A 16334-nucleotide genomic window follows, 5' to 3' on the forward strand; every position below is an offset into this window, starting at 1 on the left:
TGGTCGAAGCGGCCGGACCGGTCGACCTCACAGTGCCTGTGGCGACCCCCACTTGGGCCGCACCCGTCGTTTTCGCTAGTGTCTCGGCCCATGGCTAACACGCAGGGCCCCCAGGGCAACCACGACCCCGCCGGCAGCACCCAGATGTTCCGCGCGTTCGTCGACGAGGGCGCCCCTCGGGCCGCCCAGCCGGCTCCCGCGCCGGCCGGCCCCCGCATCGGCCTGATCGTCGGCATCATCGCCGCGGTCGTGATCGTCGCGGCGGTCGCTTGGCTGGCGCTGAAGTAGGCAGTCCTCGAAGTAAGCAGTCTTTGAAGTGAGCAGTTCTTCTCGGTAAGGCCTTCTCACTCCCACCGCACGGAGACGTCCCGCGTCTCGACATGCATCCCCAGCGGGACGCGCCATGCGTCGACGCACACCCGCCAGGTCCGCTCTTCGTGCGCGCCGGCGGCGATCGGCGTCGGAAGCGGGGCCGTCGACTCACGAGTGGCCCAGTCGATGCCGAGCAGGTCGACGACGTGCGTCCCGAAGGTGACCGTGCCGGAACCCACCGCCGTGCCGCCGGAGTTGTGGAAGGCGAGGGTCACGTCCTCGCACCACCGCTGATCCGTGCCCGCGCGGACGGGCTCGCTCACGGAGAGCGCGGCCGGTCCGGCGGGCGCGCTGCCGGAGGGGGCCGGTGACGGGCCTGTGGGCGTCGGCACGGGGGCATTCGGGGTCGTACGGCCGCCCCCGCCCCCTTGGCCGCCCTGGCCGCTCTCGCCGCCCTGGCCGGTCGAGGCCTGCGGTGCACCGGAACCGGAACCGGGCTCCGTGAGACGCGAGGTGCCGTCCCCCGCCTCCTGCGCAGTTGTCCCCGTCGTCCCCGTCGTACCTGTTGTCCCCGTCGTACCGGGATCGGGCTTTGCGTCGGGGGAGCCGCCGTCCAGCGGAACGAGCCGCACCCCGCCCGTCGGATCCGCGGAGTCGCCCGCACGAGCGCCCGGCGGCGCCGGGCCGCCCGCGGCGCCGATGGCGACATAGTCGCCTCCATGGCCGCCGCCTCCGCAGCCGGCCAGCAGTCCCGCCGCTCCCACCACGACGGCGGCCGCCGACGCGCCCCATACGGCGCCCCGGCGGCCACGTGCCCGTGTCGGACTTCGCATCGCGACAGTGTCGCTGACACTCCGTCAGGAAGGAAGTCCCCTGCCCGAGCAGGAACTCGGGCGGGTCAGTCGGAGATCAGGCCCTCGCGCAGCTGGGCCAGGGTCCGGGTGAGAAGGCGGGAGACGTGCATCTGGGAGATGCCGACCTCCTCGCCGATCTGGGACTGGGTCATGTTGGCGAAGAAGCGCAGCATGATGATCCGGCGCTCCCGAGGCGGGAGCTTGGCCAGCAGCGGCTTCAGCGACTCGCGGTACTCCACGCCCTCCAGGGCCGTGTCCTCGTAGCCGAGGCGGTCGGCCAGGGAGCCCTCGCCGCCGTCGTCCTCCGGGGCCGGGGAGTCCAGCGAGGAGGCCGTGTAGGCGTTGCCGACCGCGAGGCCGTCGACGACGTCCTCCTCCGACACGCCCAGCACCGCGGCGAGTTCGGCGACCGTCGGGGAGCGGTCCAGCTTCTGGGAGAGCTCGTCGCTGGCCTTGGTGAGGGCCAGGCGCAGCTCCTGGAGGCGGCGCGGGACGCGCACCGACCACGACGTGTCGCGGAAGAAGCGCTTGATCTCGCCCACGACCGTCGGCATCGCGAACGTCGGGAACTCCACGCCCCGTTCGCAGTCGAAGCGGTCGATCGCCTTGATCAGGCCGATGGTGCCGACCTGGACGATGTCCTCCATCGGCTCGTTGCGCGAGCGGAAGCGGGCCGCCGCGTAGCGCACCAGCGGGAGGTTGAGCTCGATGAGGGTGTCCCGGACGTACACGCGCTCGGGGCTGTCCTCGGCGAGCGTGGCCAGTCGCAGGAACAGGGAGCGGGACAGGGTGCGGGTGTCGATGGCCCCCGTGGTCGTGAGGGCCGGGGCTTCGGGGGCCTCGGGGGCCATGACGTCGTCGAGCACGTCGGGCTCGACAGGCACGACGGGCGCGGATTCGCTCTTGGTGAGCGTGAGCACCTTCGAGCTGCCCTGATCTGCGGACATGCCACCCCCTTTGGGTCGCGGGACGGTCGCGGCGAACGCTCTTGCTTGAGGAACGTCAGCCTTCACCTGAATACCGGAGCCGAGGCCCCGGCAAACGCGCTTCCGGCAGAATGTCACATGTCGGCAACACGCTGTAGTGACATGTCGACATGTGAGTAACGAAACAGCCCTGGAAAGAGGGGGTGTGACGGTTTTTCAGCCCAGTTCGGCCGGGAACTGCTTTGTTGACCGATTCGCTCCAAGCGGTGACGACTCGCTCGTGCTTGCGATCCCCGATCGAGCTACGTGTCCCGAGCCCCGGATCAGGTCCTCAGGGCCGGACTCTCCGGCTCACGGGTCGACGGCTCACACGTCGACGGCTCACGCCTCGATGCGGTTGGCGGAGCGCAGTCGCTGGAAGCTGCGCGCGAGCAGCCGGGACACGTGCATCTGGGACACGCCGAGCTCGGCGCTGATCTGGGACTGCGTCAGATTGCTGTAGTAGCGCAGGAGGAGGATCCGCTGCTCGCGCTCCGGGAGCTGCACCAGAAGGTGGCGGACGAGGTCGCGGTGCTCCACGCCGTCCAGCGCCGGGTCCTCGTAGCCGAGGCGGTCCAGCAGGCCCGGCAGACCGTCGCCCTCCTGGGCCGCCTCCAGTGAGGTGGCGTGGTACGAGCGGCCCGCCTCGATGCAGGAGAGCACCTCGTCCTCGGCGATGCGCAGCCGCTCGGCGATCTCGGCCGTCGTCGGAGTGCGGCCGAAGGCGGTGGTCAGGTCCTCGGTCGCGCCGTTGACCTGCACCCACAACTCGTGCAGCCGGCGCGGCACGTGGACCGTGCGGACGTTGTCCCGGAAGTACCGCTTGATCTCGCCCACGACCGTGGGCATGGCGAACGTGGGGAACTGCACGCCCCGGTCCGGGTCGAAGCGGTCGATGGCGTTGATCAGACCGATGGTGCCGACCTGGACGACGTCCTCCATCGGCTCGTTGCGGGAGCGGAAGCGGGCGGCCGCGTAGCGCACGAGCGGGAGGTTGGCCTCGATGAGCGCCCCGCGCACCCGGTTGTGCTCCGGCGTGCCCGGCTGGAGCTCCTTGAGTTCGGCGAACAGCACCTGGGTCAGCGCCCGGGTGTCGGCGCCGCGCCGCCGCTCGGGCGTCAGGACGGCTTCGGGGGCGGGCGTCGGCACGGTCTCCGGGGCGGGTGCCGGGGGTGCCTCTTCCTGAGGCGGCGCAGTACTGGCCGACACGGTCAACGCCACCTCTTCGTCAGGTCAACATCGGTCAACTCATCCGTCAAAAGCGGTCATAGCATCACAAGACATGTGCACTGTGTGCAAGCACCCCATAACCCCGTGTTGAGGGAGAAGTTGGGGTATTCATCGCTGTTCGGACGCACAAAAGCCCCCCGCCGTTCCGGCGGAGGGCGCTGTACCGGCGAAGTACCGGCGAAGTGCCGACGAATTTCCCGCGAGGGTCCGCCGCTGTTCCGGCGGTGGGGACGCCTCAGAACTCGTAGTCGGCGACCACCCAGGTGGCGAACTCCCGCCACAGCGCGACGCCCGCCTGATGGGCCGGGTGCTCGATGTACCGCTTCAGCGCGTCCGCGTCCTCGACGGCCGAGTTGATGGCGAAGTCGTAGGCGATGGGACGGTCGCTGACGTTCCAGCCCAGCTCCCAGAAGCGCAGTTCGTCGATCTGCCCGCCCAGGCCCCGGAAGGCCGCTTCGCCCTGCGCGACCCGGGGATCGTCGCGCTCGACGCCCTCGTTGAGCTTGAAAAGGACCAGGTGGCGGATCATGGGCACTCCCGTAGGTGCTACTTCGCCCCGTCGGCGAGCCAGGTGAAGAAGTCCCCGATGGCCTTGGCGGCGTCCGATATGCCCTCGAAGCCTATCTGGACGTAGTCCGCCGCCTTGGACGGGTCCGTGATGATCACGTAGAGCACGAAGACCACGAGTACGTAGACGGCGATCTTTTTGGCGTTCACCGCCACCTGGCCTCCCCTGTATGTGCCCACTTGGGCCCCTGTTGACGGCGGCGAGTGTAACCGCAAGTGCGATTTTCACACCGCTTTTGAGCGTGTGCGGCGCGTTCGTGAACCGATCGCGAGCGGATTCGTGAACCGGACCGTGAACCGATCGGGGGCCCTCGTCCGATGAGGGGGAGAACGCGCCCGACGCGAAGGGCGCGAGGCCGAACGAGAGGGAAGAAAAATGCTGGGAATGACGGACCTGCCGCTCGCCGCGCTGATGCTGCTCGCGGCCCTGCTGATCCTGTCGGCGATCGTCGACTGCGTCCGCACCCCCGCAGAGCGGGTCCGGTACGTGCCGAAGCTGCTGTGGCTGCTCTTCCTGCTGCACGCCCCGGTCTTCGGCGGCCTCGTCTGGCTGTACCTGGGCAAGAAGCCGATATCGAACACGGCAAAGGGCCCGACCCCTGGGGTCGAGCCCTTCGCTCAAGCGCGGTAGCGGAGGGATTTGAACCCTCGGTGACTTGCGCCACACTCGCTTTCGAGGCGAGCTCCTTCGGCCGCTCGGACACGCTACCGAGACAGACCTTACAGCACGGTGAGCCCCGGTTTGAAATCGGTATTCGGAGGGGGTCGGGCGAGGACTCAGCGGTCGCGGAAGAACTCTGTGAGGAGGTCCGCGCAACTCTCTGCGAGGACGCCCTCGACGACCTCCGGGCGGTGGTTGAGCCGCCGGTCGCGGACGACGTCCCACAGGGAGCCGACCGCGCCCGCCTTCTCGTCGCGGGCGCCGTAGACGACCCGGTCCACGCGGGACTGCACGATCGCGCCCGCGCACATCGTGCACGGTTCGAGGGTCACCACCAGCGTGCAGCCGGACAGTCGCCACTCGCCGAGCGCGGCGGCCGCCCGCCGGACGGCGAGCACCTCCGCGTGGGCCGTCGGATCGCCGTCGGCCTCACGTTCGTTGTGGCCGGCCGCGAGGACCGTCGTGCCGTCCGGACCCAGCACGACGGCGCCGACCGGGACGTCTCCGCCGTCGCCGGCCAGCCTGGCCTCTTCCAGGGCGAGCCGCATCGCGGCCCGCCAGCGGTCGCGTACGGGGTCGGGCGTCCGACCCCGGTCGGGTGCGGTCAGCGGACGGTCTCCAGGACCTCCGAGGCGCCCAGGGCCTCGGCGATCTCGGTGACCGCGTCCTCGGACAGCGACCTCAGTTCCTTCTCGCCGACGCCGAGGTCGTCGAGGATGCGGGCGTCGCCGACCGGGCCGTGCGGCACGGCCTCGGCGGAGCCGGTGGCCTCGGTGCCGCCGGACTCCTCATCGTCGTTGTCGTTGTCGTTCTCACCGTCCTCGGTGCCGTCGAGGTCGAGGGCGTCCAGGTCGTCGTCGTCACCCGGATCCCTTCCGAGCAGTTCGTCGGTGAGCAGGATCTCGCCGTACGAGCTGCGGGCGGCGGCTGCGGCGTCGGAGACGAAGATGCGAGGGTCCTCCTCGCCGTCGATGCGGACGACCCCGAACCAGGAGTCCTCCTGCTCGATCAGCACGAGCACCGTGTCGTCGTCGGGAGAGGCTTCCCGGGCCAGGTCGGCCAGATCCGACAGGGTCTCCACATCGTCGAGCTCTGTGTCGCTCGCTTCCCACCCGTCTTCGGTGCGCGCGAGCAGTGCGGCGAAGTACACCGTGACTCTCCCACTGGTCATAGGCGTGCCGGTTGGGGGTCCCCCCGGCGGAGGTTACGGGCGGAGAGAGAGCTCAGGCTCCGAGCCCCACCCACTCGGAATCGTGGCAGAAACAAGGCGTTCAGGGGACGTCTTCGGCTCCCTGTGTCCGGTGGTTTTGATCGCACGTCCTTGGCGACGTCCGTGCGCGACTCACCAGCACACTCGTTGCGGCCACGAGCGGATCGTACGCGGCTTTCCCGTGCGCCCACGCACGCCCACCCCATGCGACACCCGTGACGGTGGCGATCTTCCCCGTATGCCCCAAGTCCCGTACGGCTGCGGCTACCAGCGGAAGGTGCGCATGCGCTTCGCGTGGCGCAGGCGAGCCGTCTTCGCGCGGCGCGGCGAGACCCGGTCGAGCAGTGCGCGGGCCTCGGCCGGCTCGCGCAGGAACCGGGCGCGCCGCCGACGGCGCTCGACCTCGGCCTCGACGTCAGACCTCGACCTCGACCTCGACGTCGGCCTCGGACTCGGCGTCGGACTCGGCCTCGGCGGTCCCGGCGGGCTCCGCCGCCTCCGGCACTTCGTCGTCGGGCAGGTCGGACATCAGCACACCACCCCGGGCACCCCGGTCCGTCTGCACACCTTTCCCCCGCTTTCCCTCCGACGGGCGGTTTGATGCGAGCGAACGGAGCAGGCCGCGGGACGGCGGGGCGGGTTCGGCCCGGTTACTGTTGTGGCCATGCGTCTCCACGTCGTCGACCACCCCCTGGTCGCCCACAAGCTCACCACGCTGCGCGACCAGCGCACGGACTCCGCGACCTTCCGCCGGCTGGCCGACGAACTGGTCACCCTGCTCGCCTACGAGGCCACGCGTGACGTGCGCACCGAGCAGGTCGACATCAAGACGCCGGTCGCCTCGACCACCGGCGTCAAGCTCTCCTACCCGCGCCCGCTGGTCGTGCCGATCCTGCGCGCGGGCCTGGGCATGCTGGACGGCATGATGCGGCTGCTGCCGACGGCCGAGGTGGGCTTCCTGGGCATGATCCGCAACGAGGAGACCCTGGAGGCGTCCACGTACGCCACGCGTATGCCGGAGGACCTCTCCGCCCGCCAGGTGTACGTCCTGGACCCGATGCTGGCCACCGGCGGCACGCTGGTCGCCGCGATCCGCGAGCTGATCCGGCGCGGCGCCGACGACGTCACGGCCGTGGTGCTGCTCGCCGCCCCCGAGGGCGTGCAGATCATGGAGCGCGAGCTCGCGGGCACCCCGGTCACGGTCGTCACGGCAGCCGTCGACGATCACCTCAACGAGCACGGCTACATCGTCCCGGGTCTGGGAGACGCGGGCGACCGTCTGTACGGCGCAGCCGAGTAACCCTCGAGCCGATCCGGTCGGCTCGAGGGTCCGAAGGCGGTCAGAGGCTGCCGGCAGGCTTGCTAGCAGCTCTGCTTCGTGGATGCCGTCGGGCGGGGTTCGGACAGGGCTGTCAGGGCCTTGGCCGCGGCTGCCTGCGGCGTCAGGGTCTTGAAGCCGTTGCCGATGATCAGGTCGACGGTCGTGCCCGTGCGGGCGGCGTCCGTGCGGCGCTCGGCGGTGCCGAGCTGCGTGGCGAGGACCGGCAGCGAGGTGTTCAGCGAGGCCGCGGGGCCGAGCAGTATCCCCGTGCCGGTGACCTTCTTGTCGTACTGCTTGCTGGCGTTGCCCACCTCGCCGATCTTGAAGCCGCGTTTCTTCAACTCGTCCGCGGTGGTCTTGGCGAGACCGCTGCGGGTCGTGGCGTTGAAGACGTTCACGGTGATCTGGGCGGGCTTGGGCACCGCGCCCGTGGCCGCGGCGGCACCTGCGGCAGCGGAGGCGGAGGGCACGGCGCTCGCCTTCGTCGAGTTCTTCGCGCAGGCGGCGCCGGCGGCCGAGGCCGTCCCGCCGCCGCCCGTGAAGACGTCGATGAGCTGCAGAGTGCCCCAGCCGGCCACGCCGAGCACAGCACCGCAGCCGACGACCACGACGGCCAGCCTGCCGCGTCGTCGGTGGGGGCGCATGCGGGGGTATTTGTCCCCCGTGATCCGGTACTTGCCGCCCATGCCGGGGGGAGTCAGCATGCTCATGGGCGCAGCGTAGTGCGCCCGGGCGGCCGTGACTAATAAAGGATCATCCGACACTGCGCGGGGGTGCGAGAAAGAACCCGAACGGGTCAATCCCGGGGTTCGTCAGGGGCCTGCGACGGGTCTCGCGACGGTGCCTGCGGCGGGGCTCAGTCCAGCTCGAGCACGCGCGCGTGCAGCACCTGTCGCTGCTGGAGCGCCGCCCGCACCGCGCGGTGCAGCCCGTCCTCCAGGTACAGGTCGCCCTGCCACTTCACGACGTGCGCGAAGAGGTCGCCGTAGAACGTGGAGTCCTCCGCGAGCAGGGTTTCCAGGTCGAGCTGCTGCTTGGTGGTCACCAGCTGATCGAGGCGGACCGGGCGCGGCGCGACGTCCGCCCACTGCCGGGTGCTTTCCCGGCCGTGGTCGGGGTACGGCCGGCCGTTTCCGATGCGCTTGAAGATCACACGGAAAGCCTACCGGTCCAGACGTTCCGGGCGCAGCCATGGAGACGGAGTGCGACGCTGGAAAAGACGTGATGAACAGGGGTAAAACGGAATGAGGGGCTGCCGATGAGTGAGTCGACGAGCGCCGCTGACATCGCCGCCGGGTACGCCTTCACCGGCCCCGCCCTCGACCTGGGCGCTCTGTTGTGGGACGGCAAGTGCCTGCCCGACGCCCCCGTCCGCATCCCCCTCCCCATGCTGAACAGGCACGGCCTGGTCGCCGGGGCCACCGGCACCGGGAAGACCAAGACGCTTCAGCTGATCGCCGAGCAGCTCTCGGCCCAGGGCGTCCCGGTCTTCCTCGCCGACGTCAAGGGCGATCTGTCCGGGGTGTCGGCTCCGGGGGCGGCGAACGACAGGGTCCGTGGGCGGGCCGCGGAAGTCGGCCAGAAATGGTCGGCGACGGGCTTCCCGGCCGAGTTCTACGCGCTCGGCGGCCTGGGCCACGGCATTCCGCTGCGGGCCACGATCACCAGCTTCGGCCCCGTGCTCCTCGCCAAGGTGCTCCAGCTCAACCGGACCCAGGAACAGTCCCTCGGCCTGGTCTTCCACTACGCGGACACCAAGGGCCTGGAGCTGGTCGACCTCAAGGACCTGAGGTCCGTCGTCGCCTTCCTCACCTCCGACGAGGGCAGGACGGAGCTGAAGAACATCGGCGGTCTGTCGACGGCCACCGCCGGGGTGATCCTGCGCTCCCTGACCGCCTTCGAGGCGCAGGGCATGGCGAGCTTCTTCGGCGAGCCGGAGTTCGACACGGCCGACCTCCTGCGCACGGCGTCCGACGGTCGCGGGATCGTCTCGGTGCTCGAACTGCCCGCCGTCCAGGACAAGCCGCAGCTCTTCTCGACGTTCCTGATGTGGCTGCTGGCCGACCTCTTCCACGACCTCCCGGAGGTCGGCGACGCGGACAAGCCGGGGCTCGTCTTCTTCTTCGACGAGGCGCACCTGCTGTTCAGCGACGCGTCCAAGGCGTTCCTCGACTCCATCACACAGACCGTCCGGCTGATTCGCTCGAAAGGGGTGGGCGTGTTCTTCGTCACGCAGACCCCGAAGGACGTGCCCGGCGACGTCCTCGCCCAGCTCGGCAACCGGGTCCAGCACGCGCTGCGGGCCTTCACCCCGGACGACCAGAAGGCCCTCAAGGCCACGGTGAAGACGTTCCCCGACTCCGGCTACGACCTGGAGGAACTGCTCACCGGGCTCGGCACCGGGGAGGCCGTCGTCACCGTCCTCAGCGAGAAGGGCGCCCCGACCCCGGTCGCCGCGACTCGGCTGCGTGCGCCCGAGTCGCTGATGGGCCCGGTGGACGGCCCGGAGCTCGACCGGGCGGTCCAGGCATCCTCGCTCCACGAGCGGTATGCACAGGCTGTGGACAGAGAATCGGCGTTCGAGAAGCTGGCGGCCCGGGAAGAGGCCGAGGCGGCCCGGCCGGAGCCGAAGGAGACCAAGGAGACCAGGGCGACCGCGGCCAAGGAGACCAAGGGGAGCAGGGAGCCCAAGGAGCCAGGTAGGCCCAAGGCGGAACGGTCCGTGGTCGAGCAGGTCGTCGGCAGCGGCATGTTCAAGTCGCTGGCCCGGTCCGTCGGCACCCAGATCGGCCGCGAGATCACCCGTTCGCTCTTCGGTACGGCCCGGCGGAGGCGGTAGACCGCCTCCGCCGACCGGTCAGCGGTCCCGATTCTCCCGGGGCTGCTGCGGACGCTGCTCCTTCACCTGCGGCTTCGGTGCGCTGCGGGCGGCCTCCGCGCGCAGCAGGGCGCGCAGGACGGCGTACGGGTCTCTGGGCATGACACTTCCCTCGCATGTTCCTTGCGTGAGTGCTGACGGGCCTGGGGGGACGGCTTCCGTCAGCAGCGCAGAACCACGGTGCGCAGGGTGTGCAGGGCGTACGGGGTCCTCGGCGGTGCGGGGCGCGGCCGGTCCGCCGGGACGCCGGGCGCGGGGGCCGGGAGCGGCGCCGGGCGCAGGGGTGCGGCGGGACGGTGGGCGCCGGAGGCGGGTCGCAGCGCCGTGTCGAGGACGTCGTACTCGACGATCTCGGCGGCGGCGACCGGCGCCGCGGAGAGCTCGCCGGGCATGCACGGTGCCAGCAGGGCGAGGAGCACGGCGAGCACCCGTAGCCAGGCGCGGCTGCGGGAGTGACTGCGTGCGGTGCTCATGGGAGGTGATCTCCCCGCGACACGCCCGGCGTTCAGCATGCCGGACGGGAGAATCACCTGTTCGGAGGAGGGGGCGTACGGAGGCCGAAGGGCGTGCTCGGACGGTGTGCGGGACCCGCCGGGATCTACCGGGACCCGCCGGGCCCGGCCGCGGACGCTCGACGCGGTGACGGTCCGTAGGAAAGGGCCGCCCCCGGCCGGACCTACTTCTCGGCCGCCTTGGCGGCCTTCGCCGCCGCCTTCATCTCCTGCTTGTGGGCGCGTACCTTCGCCAGCGACTCCGGGCCGGTGATGTCGGCGACGGACCGGAAGGACTTCGCCTCGCCGTAGGCGCCGGCCGCCTCCCGCCAGCCCGTGGGCCGTACGCCGAGCTGCTTGCCCAGCAGGGCGAGGAAGATCTGCGCCTTCTGCTTGCCGAAGCCGGGCAGTTCCTCGAGCCGCTTCAGCAGCTCCTTGCCGCTGCCGGCGTCCTTCCAGACGGCCCCGGCATCACCGTCGTAGTGCTCGACGAGGTACTGGCAGAGCTGTTGGATGCGCTTGGCCATGGAGCCGGGGTAGCGGTGCACGGCCGGCTTGTCGGAGAGCAGCGCGGCGAAGGCCTCCGGGTCCTGGGCGGCGATGTCGTGTGCGTCCAGGTCGTCGGCGCCGAGCCGGTCGGCGATGGTCCGGGGACCCTTGAACGCCCACTCCATCGGAACCTGCTGGTCCAGCAGCATCCCGACCAGCGCGGCGAGCGGGGACCGCCCGAGGAGCTCGTCGGCCTCGGGGTCCTGGGAGAGGTGAAGGGTGACGTCCATGCGTAGATGATCCCGCCTGCGCGCTGAAGGGGCGCGGGGAACTGCGCGACCGGCCGCGACGGCGCCGCGACGGCGCCGCGGCGGAACGACGGCACATCGCGGCACTTCCAGCGGAGCGCTTGGCTCGCGCGCCGGTACTCCCGGGGGCGCGAGCCGAGGGCGCAGGCGGGGCGATGGCCCTAACTCGCGCGCCAGTATCCGAGCGCGTGCAGCCGGTCCTTCGGTATGCCCAGTTCCTTGCGGACGTAGGCCGACAGCGTTCTGGTGGTGCGGGTGTCGCAGGCGATCCAGACGTACGGGTCGGGGGTGGCCGAGAGCAGGTCGGGCAGCTCGGCCTTCACCCGTTCGACGAGGTGGGCGCCGGAGTCCTGCCGGGGCACGCGCCGTATCTCGTGGCGGTCCGGGTCGGTGCGGAAGGGGAGGTCCTCGGTGTGTTCCGGGGCGCCCTCGAACCAGACGGTCGCCGGTACGCCGCCGAGCGCACCCGCGCCGAGCAGGGAGTTGATGGCGGGCAGGGAGGCCGGGTCGCCGATCACGAGGACGTGCGAGGGGGCCGGGGCGGGCGGTTCGAAGCCGGTGCCCTGGACGGTCGCGCCGATCGTGTCGCCGGGCTTCGCCGCCCGCGCCCAGTCGCTGGCGGCGCCGTCGTGCAGGGCGAACTCCAGGCTGAAGGCGCCGGCCGCCGGGTCTGGGTCGACCAGGGTGTAGGCCCGCTGGTGCGGCCGGCCGGCGTTCTCGAACCAGAGCCGGACCCATATCGTCGGGTGGACGCCGGTGGCGGCGAGCAGTCCGCCGTCCGAGAGGTGCAGTCGGCGGTAGTGCCCGGTGACCTCCTCCACCCCCGTGACGGTGAGGGTGAAGTCTTTCGCGCGCATCAATTTGAGGACCGCGCCCTCCCAGCCCCGCCCCTGTGCCATGACGTCTTCACCCCTCGCGTACGATTTCGGCACAACTAACTTAGGCAAGCCTAACCTAAAGCAAAGTGGGATCACAGGGTGACTGCCGAGATCTACCGTGACGCCTGGGGCGTCCCGCATCTGCGCGCCGACAGCGTCCGAGCGCTCGCCCGCCTCCAGGGGCTGGTCACCGCCCGCGACCGCGCCTGGCAGCTGGAGGTCGAACGGCATCGCGCGCGGGGCACCTCGGCCGCCTTCCTCGGCCCCGAAGCCCTCCCCTGGGACAGATTCGTGCGCCGCGCCCGCCTCGACGACACGGCGAGACGCTGCTTCGCCGAGCTGGAGAAACAGGACCCGGAGACGGCCGACTGGCTACGGGCGTACGTCGACGGCGTCAACGAGGGGCTGACCACCGGCGGAGCCGCCGCGCCCGCCCCCGAGTTCGCCCGCGTCGGACTCGCCGCCGGCCGCTGGGAGCCCTGGACGCCGCTCGCCGTCTGGCTGGCCACCCACATCCTGTTCGCCGGGTTCCCCGCCAAGCTGTGGCGCGAGGAGGCCGCCCGGCACCTCGGCCCCGAGGCGGTCGGACTGTTCGCCACCGACGGACCCGGCACCTCCGGCAGCAACGGCTGGCTGGTGAGCGGCGAGCGCACGGTCACCGGACAGGCCGTCATCGCCGGCGACCCGCACCGCTTCATCGAGGACCCCGGCGTCTACCAGCAGATCCGCCTCGCCTGCGACGAGTTCGACGTCGTCGGCCTCGCCGTCCCCGGAGTCCCCGGCATCGCGCACTTCGGCCACACCGGCACCGTCGCCTGGGCCATCACCAACGCCATGGCCGACTACCAGGACCTCTACCGCGAACGGCTGCGCCGCACCGGCGCGGGCGTCGAGGCCCTGGGCCCGGACGGGACCTGGCAGCGCGTCGCCCGGCACACCGAACTCGTGCGCGTGGCGGGGGAGGAGACCGTCGAGGTCGAGGTCCTGGAGACCGAGCGCGGACCGGTGATCGCCGGGGGCCCGGAGGGCCTCGACGACGGCTCCCCGCTCGCGCTGAGCCTGCGCTACCCGCCCCGCGTCACCGCCGACCTGGGCTTCTCCGCGCTCCTCCCGCTGCTCCGCGCCCGCCGGGTCGCCGACGTGGACCGCGCCTTCGACCGCTGGGCCGAGCCGGTCAACGTCGTCCAGGCCGCCGACACTTCAGGCGGCCTGCTGCACCGGGTCGCCGGCCGGGTGCCGCTGCGCGCCGAGGCCAACGGCACCCGTCTGGTCGCCGCCTGGGAACCCGGCCACGAGTGGACCGGCTGGCACGAGATGCCCCACGCGGGACTGACCGACGGCGTCGCCGTGATGGCCAACCAGCGAGGCCCGGCGGTGGAGTTGGGCGTCGAGTTCGCCGCGCCGCACCGCGCCGACCGGATCGGGGCGCTGCTGGCGGAACGCCGGCAGTGGTCCGCCGCCGACATGCCGGCGATCCACACGGACACGTATCTGGCCTCCGCGGCACCCCTGTTGGAGCACGTCGCAGCCCTGGACGCGCTGACCGGACCGGCCGCCGAACTCCGCGACCGCCTGCTGCGCTGGAACCGCCGGATGGACGCCGACAGCCAGGAAGCGGCCCGGTTCGCGGCCCTGCGCAGCGCGCTGGTCCGCCGCCTCGCCGCGCACCCGGCGCTCGCGGCCCTGACCGGCCCGCCCGCCTACCCGGAGGTCTTCCTCCCCTGGCTCGCCCTCGTCCCGCGGATCGGCTTCGCCCTCCAACACCTCCTGCGCGCCGAGGAGCTGTACGGGATCGACCGGCCGGAACTCGTCCGGGAGGCCCTCGAGGAGGTCGCCGGGCAGCCGGCCGCCCACTGGGGCGACACCCACCGCCTCGCCCCCTGGCGGGCGCTGCCCGACCCTTCGGACGACCCCGCGGACGAGCCCCCGGCCCTCGCCGGCGACCACGACTGCGTGCTCTGCACCTCGGCCGTGCCCGGCTGGACCGACCTCGCCGCCCGCGGCCCGGCCGCGCGTTACGTATGGGACCTGGCCCGCCGCGAGGACAGCCTGTGGGTCGTCCCGTACGGCGCGTCGGGCGTCCCGGACCACCCCCACCATCACGACCAGCTGCCCCTGTGGCTCAAGGGCGAGCTGGCCCCGGTCGTCACCGACTGGGCGCAGCTGACGAAGGAGAGCGACCACCATGGCTGACCCTCAGGTCCACCACGTTCCGTCTGGCCGGTATGTCCATGAAGCGCACGTCGACGGGTTCGGCACCCTCCGGCTGAGGCCCCTCGACGCCGAGGCCGACGCCGGTGTCGTCCACTCCTGGGTGAGCGAGGAGCGGGCCGTGTTCTGGGGCATGAACGGTCTGACGCGGGACCAGGTCGCCGAGATCTACGCCCATATGGCCGGCCTCGACACCCATCACGCCTTCCTGGCCGAGCTGGACGGCGTCCCGGTCGCCCTGCTCCAGACCTACGAGCCGACCGAGGACCGGGTCAGCGAGGTCTACCGGGTCGAGCCCGGAGACATCGGCATCCACCTGCTCATCGCACCCGCCGGCGAACAGGGCACCCGGCGCGGCTGGTCGGCGGCGCTGATGGGCGAGCTCGCCGCCTACGTGCTGGTCGGCCTCGACCGGCGCCGGGTCGTGGTGGACCCCGATGTGGGCAACGAGAAGGCGGTCGCCCGCTTCCTGCGGCAGGGCTTCGAGGAGGGGCCGGTCGTCACCCTGCCGGAGATCGTCCTGCCGGATGTGCGCCTGCCGGAGAAGAAGGCGCAACTGGCCTTCCTGCGCCGGGAGGTAGCGTTCCCCGGGTGACCTCACCGCTCACCCCCGAAGACCTCGTCGCGCACTACGGCCTGGAGCCGATACCCCGCGAGGGCGGCCTGTTCCGCCGCACCTGGGCGGGGCCCGAGGGGCCGGACGGCCGTCCCGCAGGCTCCGCGATCGTCGCCCTGCTCACGGCCGGCGACCACTCGGCCCTGCACCGGCTGCCCACCGACGAGGTCTGGCACTTCTACCTCGGCGACCCGCTGGAGCTGCTGCTCCTCGCCCCCGACGGCACCTCCCGCACGGCGGTGCTCGGCCCGGACGTCCTCGGCGGACACCAGCCGCAGCTCACCGTGCCCGCCCGCACCTGGATGGGCGCGCGGGTGGCCGCCGGGGCCGCCTGGAGCTTCCTCGGCTGCACGATGGCCCCCGGCTTCACCTACGCGGACTACGAACACGGGGACGCGGACCGTCTCACGGCGCGTTATCCGGACCGGGCGCCCCTGATCAGGGAACTGTGCCGTCCATGACGTTGCTGGCGGGCCGGGTGGCCCTGATCACCGGGGCGAGCGGCGGCATCGGCCGCGGCATCGCGCTGCGGTTCGCCCAGGAAGGCGCGGCGGTGGCGCTGCACTGCTGCACGGGTGAGGCGGCGGCCCGGGCGCTCGCGCGGGAGATCGGCGAGCGGGCCGTCGTGCTGCCGGGCGCGGATCTCACCGTCGAGGACGACTGCCGGAGCGTGGTGACGCAGGCCGCCGAGTGGGGCGGCGGACGGCTCGACGCCCTGGTCAACAACGCGGGCGTACAACCGGTCCAGCCGCTGCCCCAGATGACCGCGGCAGACTGGCGGGCGGTCGTGGACACCAACCTGACCAGCGTGTTCGCCTGCACACAGGCGGCGGCGGAGGCGATGCGGGAGCACGGCGGGACCATCACCCACATCGCCTCCGTGGAGGCGGGCAGCCCGGCTCCGGGCCACGCCCACTACTCCGCCGCCAAGGCCGCCGTCGTGATGCACGCGCGGGCGGCGGCGCAGGAGTACGGGGCGTACGGCATCCGCGTGAACACGGTCTCGCCCGGTCTCATCGACCGGGAGGGCCTGGCCGAGGCCTGGCCCGAGGGCGTACGGCGCTGGCGGCAGGCGGTCGCGGTGGGCCGACTGGGCCGCCCGGAGGACGTCGGCGACGCCTGTGTCTTCCTGGCCTCGCCGCTCGCATCCTGGATCACCGGGCACGACCTGGTGGTGGACGGCGGGGTGTCGGCCCGGCCGACCTGGTGAACCGGATGCCCGATGCATGCGTACGTATCTCCGAGCACGCGAGTCTCGAGTCTCAGGCAAGGCGGAGCGGTGACGTGGGCGAAGGGCGCGATGACGGACGACACGGCAGTGAGCGGCACGGCGGCGGAGCGAC

Annotated in this window: 21 protein-coding genes and 1 tRNA gene; 8 read left to right on the top strand and 14 right to left on the bottom strand. The window is 71.7% G+C overall.

Going from position 1 to position 16334, the window contains the following annotated elements; all coding sequences use genetic code 11:
* The first annotated feature begins 90 nt into the window (after window positions 1-90).
* The gene (locus ACWD4O_RS09755) at window positions 91-288 is read left to right on the top strand and encodes a hypothetical protein (protein ID WP_451279099.1); all 198 of its coding nucleotides are present in this window, start codon (window positions 91-93) and stop codon (window positions 286-288) included.
* A 56-nt stretch (window positions 289-344) separates the two neighbouring features.
* Here the strand turns inward: ACWD4O_RS09755 and ACWD4O_RS09760 are convergent, their stop codons facing one another.
* The 5 genes from ACWD4O_RS09760 to ACWD4O_RS09780 form a co-directional block, all read right to left on the bottom strand.
* Complete coding sequence (locus ACWD4O_RS09760; RefSeq protein WP_451279101.1) at window positions 345-1145, bottom strand: hypothetical protein; 801 nt, start codon at window positions 1143-1145, stop codon at window positions 345-347.
* Window positions 1146-1210: 65 nt separating this feature from the next.
* A complete protein-coding gene (locus tag ACWD4O_RS09765; protein WP_451279103.1) occupies window positions 1211-2113 on the bottom strand; it encodes an RNA polymerase sigma factor SigF in 903 nt (300 codons plus the stop codon).
* Between the two features lie 360 nt (window positions 2114-2473).
* The gene (locus tag ACWD4O_RS09770) at window positions 2474-3346 is read right to left on the bottom strand and encodes an RNA polymerase sigma factor SigF (RefSeq protein ID WP_398421109.1); all 873 of its coding nucleotides are present in this window, start codon (window positions 3344-3346) and stop codon (window positions 2474-2476) included.
* Window positions 3347-3596: 250 nt separating this feature from the next.
* On the bottom strand, window positions 3597-3890 hold the full coding sequence (locus ACWD4O_RS09775; protein WP_450950334.1) for a Dabb family protein: 294 nt from the start codon (window positions 3888-3890) through the stop codon (window positions 3597-3599).
* A gap of 17 nt (window positions 3891-3907) precedes the next feature.
* Window positions 3908-4078, bottom strand: a complete 171-nt coding sequence (locus ACWD4O_RS09780) for a hypothetical protein (RefSeq protein ID WP_351907891.1) — start codon at window positions 4076-4078, stop codon at window positions 3908-3910.
* Window positions 4079-4313: 235 nt separating this feature from the next.
* Between ACWD4O_RS09780 and ACWD4O_RS09785 the strand changes: the two genes are divergently transcribed.
* Complete coding sequence (locus ACWD4O_RS09785; protein WP_451279105.1) at window positions 4314-4559, top strand: PLDc N-terminal domain-containing protein; 246 nt, start codon at window positions 4314-4316, stop codon at window positions 4557-4559.
* Here the strand turns inward: ACWD4O_RS09785 and ACWD4O_RS09790 are convergent.
* From ACWD4O_RS09790 to ACWD4O_RS09800, 3 genes are all read right to left on the bottom strand, one after another.
* A tRNA-Ser gene (locus ACWD4O_RS09790) sits at window positions 4554-4638 on the bottom strand. The genes ACWD4O_RS09785 and ACWD4O_RS09790 overlap by 6 nt on opposite strands.
* A 67-nt stretch (window positions 4639-4705) precedes the next feature.
* On the bottom strand, window positions 4706-5137 hold the full coding sequence (gene tadA, locus ACWD4O_RS09795) for a tRNA adenosine(34) deaminase TadA (protein ID WP_451279107.1): 432 nt from the start codon (window positions 5135-5137) through the stop codon (window positions 4706-4708).
* A gap of 56 nt (window positions 5138-5193) precedes the next feature.
* Window positions 5194-5739, bottom strand: a complete 546-nt coding sequence (locus tag ACWD4O_RS09800; protein WP_451279351.1) for a tRNA adenosine deaminase-associated protein — start codon at window positions 5737-5739, stop codon at window positions 5194-5196.
* A 724-nt stretch (window positions 5740-6463) separates the two neighbouring features.
* On the opposite strand from ACWD4O_RS09800, the gene upp reads away from it, so the two are divergent.
* Window positions 6464-7099: a uracil phosphoribosyltransferase gene (gene upp / locus ACWD4O_RS09805; protein WP_450950338.1), complete on the top strand. Its 636-nt coding sequence runs from the start codon at window positions 6464-6466 to the stop codon at window positions 7097-7099.
* A gap of 62 nt (window positions 7100-7161) precedes the next feature.
* Here upp and ACWD4O_RS09810 read toward each other — a convergent pair whose 3' ends face one another.
* Together ACWD4O_RS09810 and ACWD4O_RS09815 are read right to left on the bottom strand one after the other, a co-directional pair.
* On the bottom strand, window positions 7162-7830 hold the full coding sequence (locus ACWD4O_RS09810) for a LytR C-terminal domain-containing protein (protein WP_451279110.1): 669 nt from the start codon (window positions 7828-7830) through the stop codon (window positions 7162-7164).
* 146 nt (window positions 7831-7976) lie between these two features.
* Window positions 7977-8273 carry a type II toxin-antitoxin system VapB family antitoxin gene (locus ACWD4O_RS09815; RefSeq protein WP_004943146.1) on the bottom strand — a complete coding sequence of 99 codons (297 nt, stop codon included), beginning with the start codon at window positions 8271-8273 and terminating at the stop codon, window positions 7977-7979.
* A gap of 105 nt (window positions 8274-8378) precedes the next feature.
* Here ACWD4O_RS09815 and ACWD4O_RS09820 point away from each other — a divergent pair, with 105 nt between their 5' ends.
* Window positions 8379-9959, top strand: coding sequence for a helicase HerA-like domain-containing protein (locus tag ACWD4O_RS09820; RefSeq protein ID WP_451279112.1), 1581 nt, complete (start codon window positions 8379-8381; stop codon window positions 9957-9959).
* A gap of 18 nt (window positions 9960-9977) precedes the next feature.
* Here ACWD4O_RS09820 and ACWD4O_RS09825 read toward each other — a convergent pair whose 3' ends face one another.
* The 4 genes from ACWD4O_RS09825 to ACWD4O_RS09840 form a co-directional block, all read right to left on the bottom strand.
* On the bottom strand, window positions 9978-10100 hold the full coding sequence (locus ACWD4O_RS09825) for a hypothetical protein (protein WP_450950341.1): 123 nt from the start codon (window positions 10098-10100) through the stop codon (window positions 9978-9980).
* A gap of 59 nt (window positions 10101-10159) precedes the next feature.
* Entirely contained in the window at window positions 10160-10471 is a 312-nt protein-coding gene (locus ACWD4O_RS09830; protein ID WP_451279114.1) for a hypothetical protein, read from the bottom strand.
* Between the two features lie 203 nt (window positions 10472-10674).
* On the bottom strand, window positions 10675-11268 hold the full coding sequence (locus tag ACWD4O_RS09835; RefSeq protein ID WP_450950343.1) for an HhH-GPD-type base excision DNA repair protein: 594 nt from the start codon (window positions 11266-11268) through the stop codon (window positions 10675-10677).
* A gap of 179 nt (window positions 11269-11447) precedes the next feature.
* Window positions 11448-12185, bottom strand: coding sequence for a siderophore-interacting protein (locus ACWD4O_RS09840; protein ID WP_451279116.1), 738 nt, complete (start codon window positions 12183-12185; stop codon window positions 11448-11450).
* A gap of 78 nt (window positions 12186-12263) precedes the next feature.
* Here ACWD4O_RS09840 and ACWD4O_RS09845 point away from each other — a divergent pair, with 78 nt between their 5' ends.
* Genes ACWD4O_RS09845 through ACWD4O_RS09860 form a run of 4 tightly spaced genes read left to right on the top strand, consistent with a single transcriptional unit; the run spans window position 12264 to window position 16201 of the window.
* Window positions 12264-14357, top strand: coding sequence for a penicillin acylase family protein (locus ACWD4O_RS09845; RefSeq protein WP_451279118.1), 2094 nt, complete (start codon window positions 12264-12266; stop codon window positions 14355-14357).
* A complete protein-coding gene (locus ACWD4O_RS09850; protein WP_451279120.1) occupies window positions 14350-14970 on the top strand; it encodes a GNAT family N-acetyltransferase in 621 nt (206 codons plus the stop codon). Before ACWD4O_RS09845 ends, ACWD4O_RS09850 begins: the two co-directional genes overlap by 8 nt.
* Entirely contained in the window at window positions 14967-15452 is a 486-nt protein-coding gene (locus ACWD4O_RS09855) for a cupin domain-containing protein (protein WP_450950347.1), read from the top strand. Before ACWD4O_RS09850 ends, ACWD4O_RS09855 begins: the two co-directional genes overlap by 4 nt.
* Window positions 15449-16201 carry an SDR family NAD(P)-dependent oxidoreductase gene (locus ACWD4O_RS09860; protein ID WP_451279123.1) on the top strand — a complete coding sequence of 251 codons (753 nt, stop codon included), beginning with the start codon at window positions 15449-15451 and terminating at the stop codon, window positions 16199-16201. The genes ACWD4O_RS09855 and ACWD4O_RS09860 overlap by 4 nt, the downstream gene beginning before the upstream one ends.
* Window positions 16202-16334: the final 133 nt, after the last annotated feature.

The organism is Streptomyces sp. NPDC002623 (assembly GCF_053592635.1).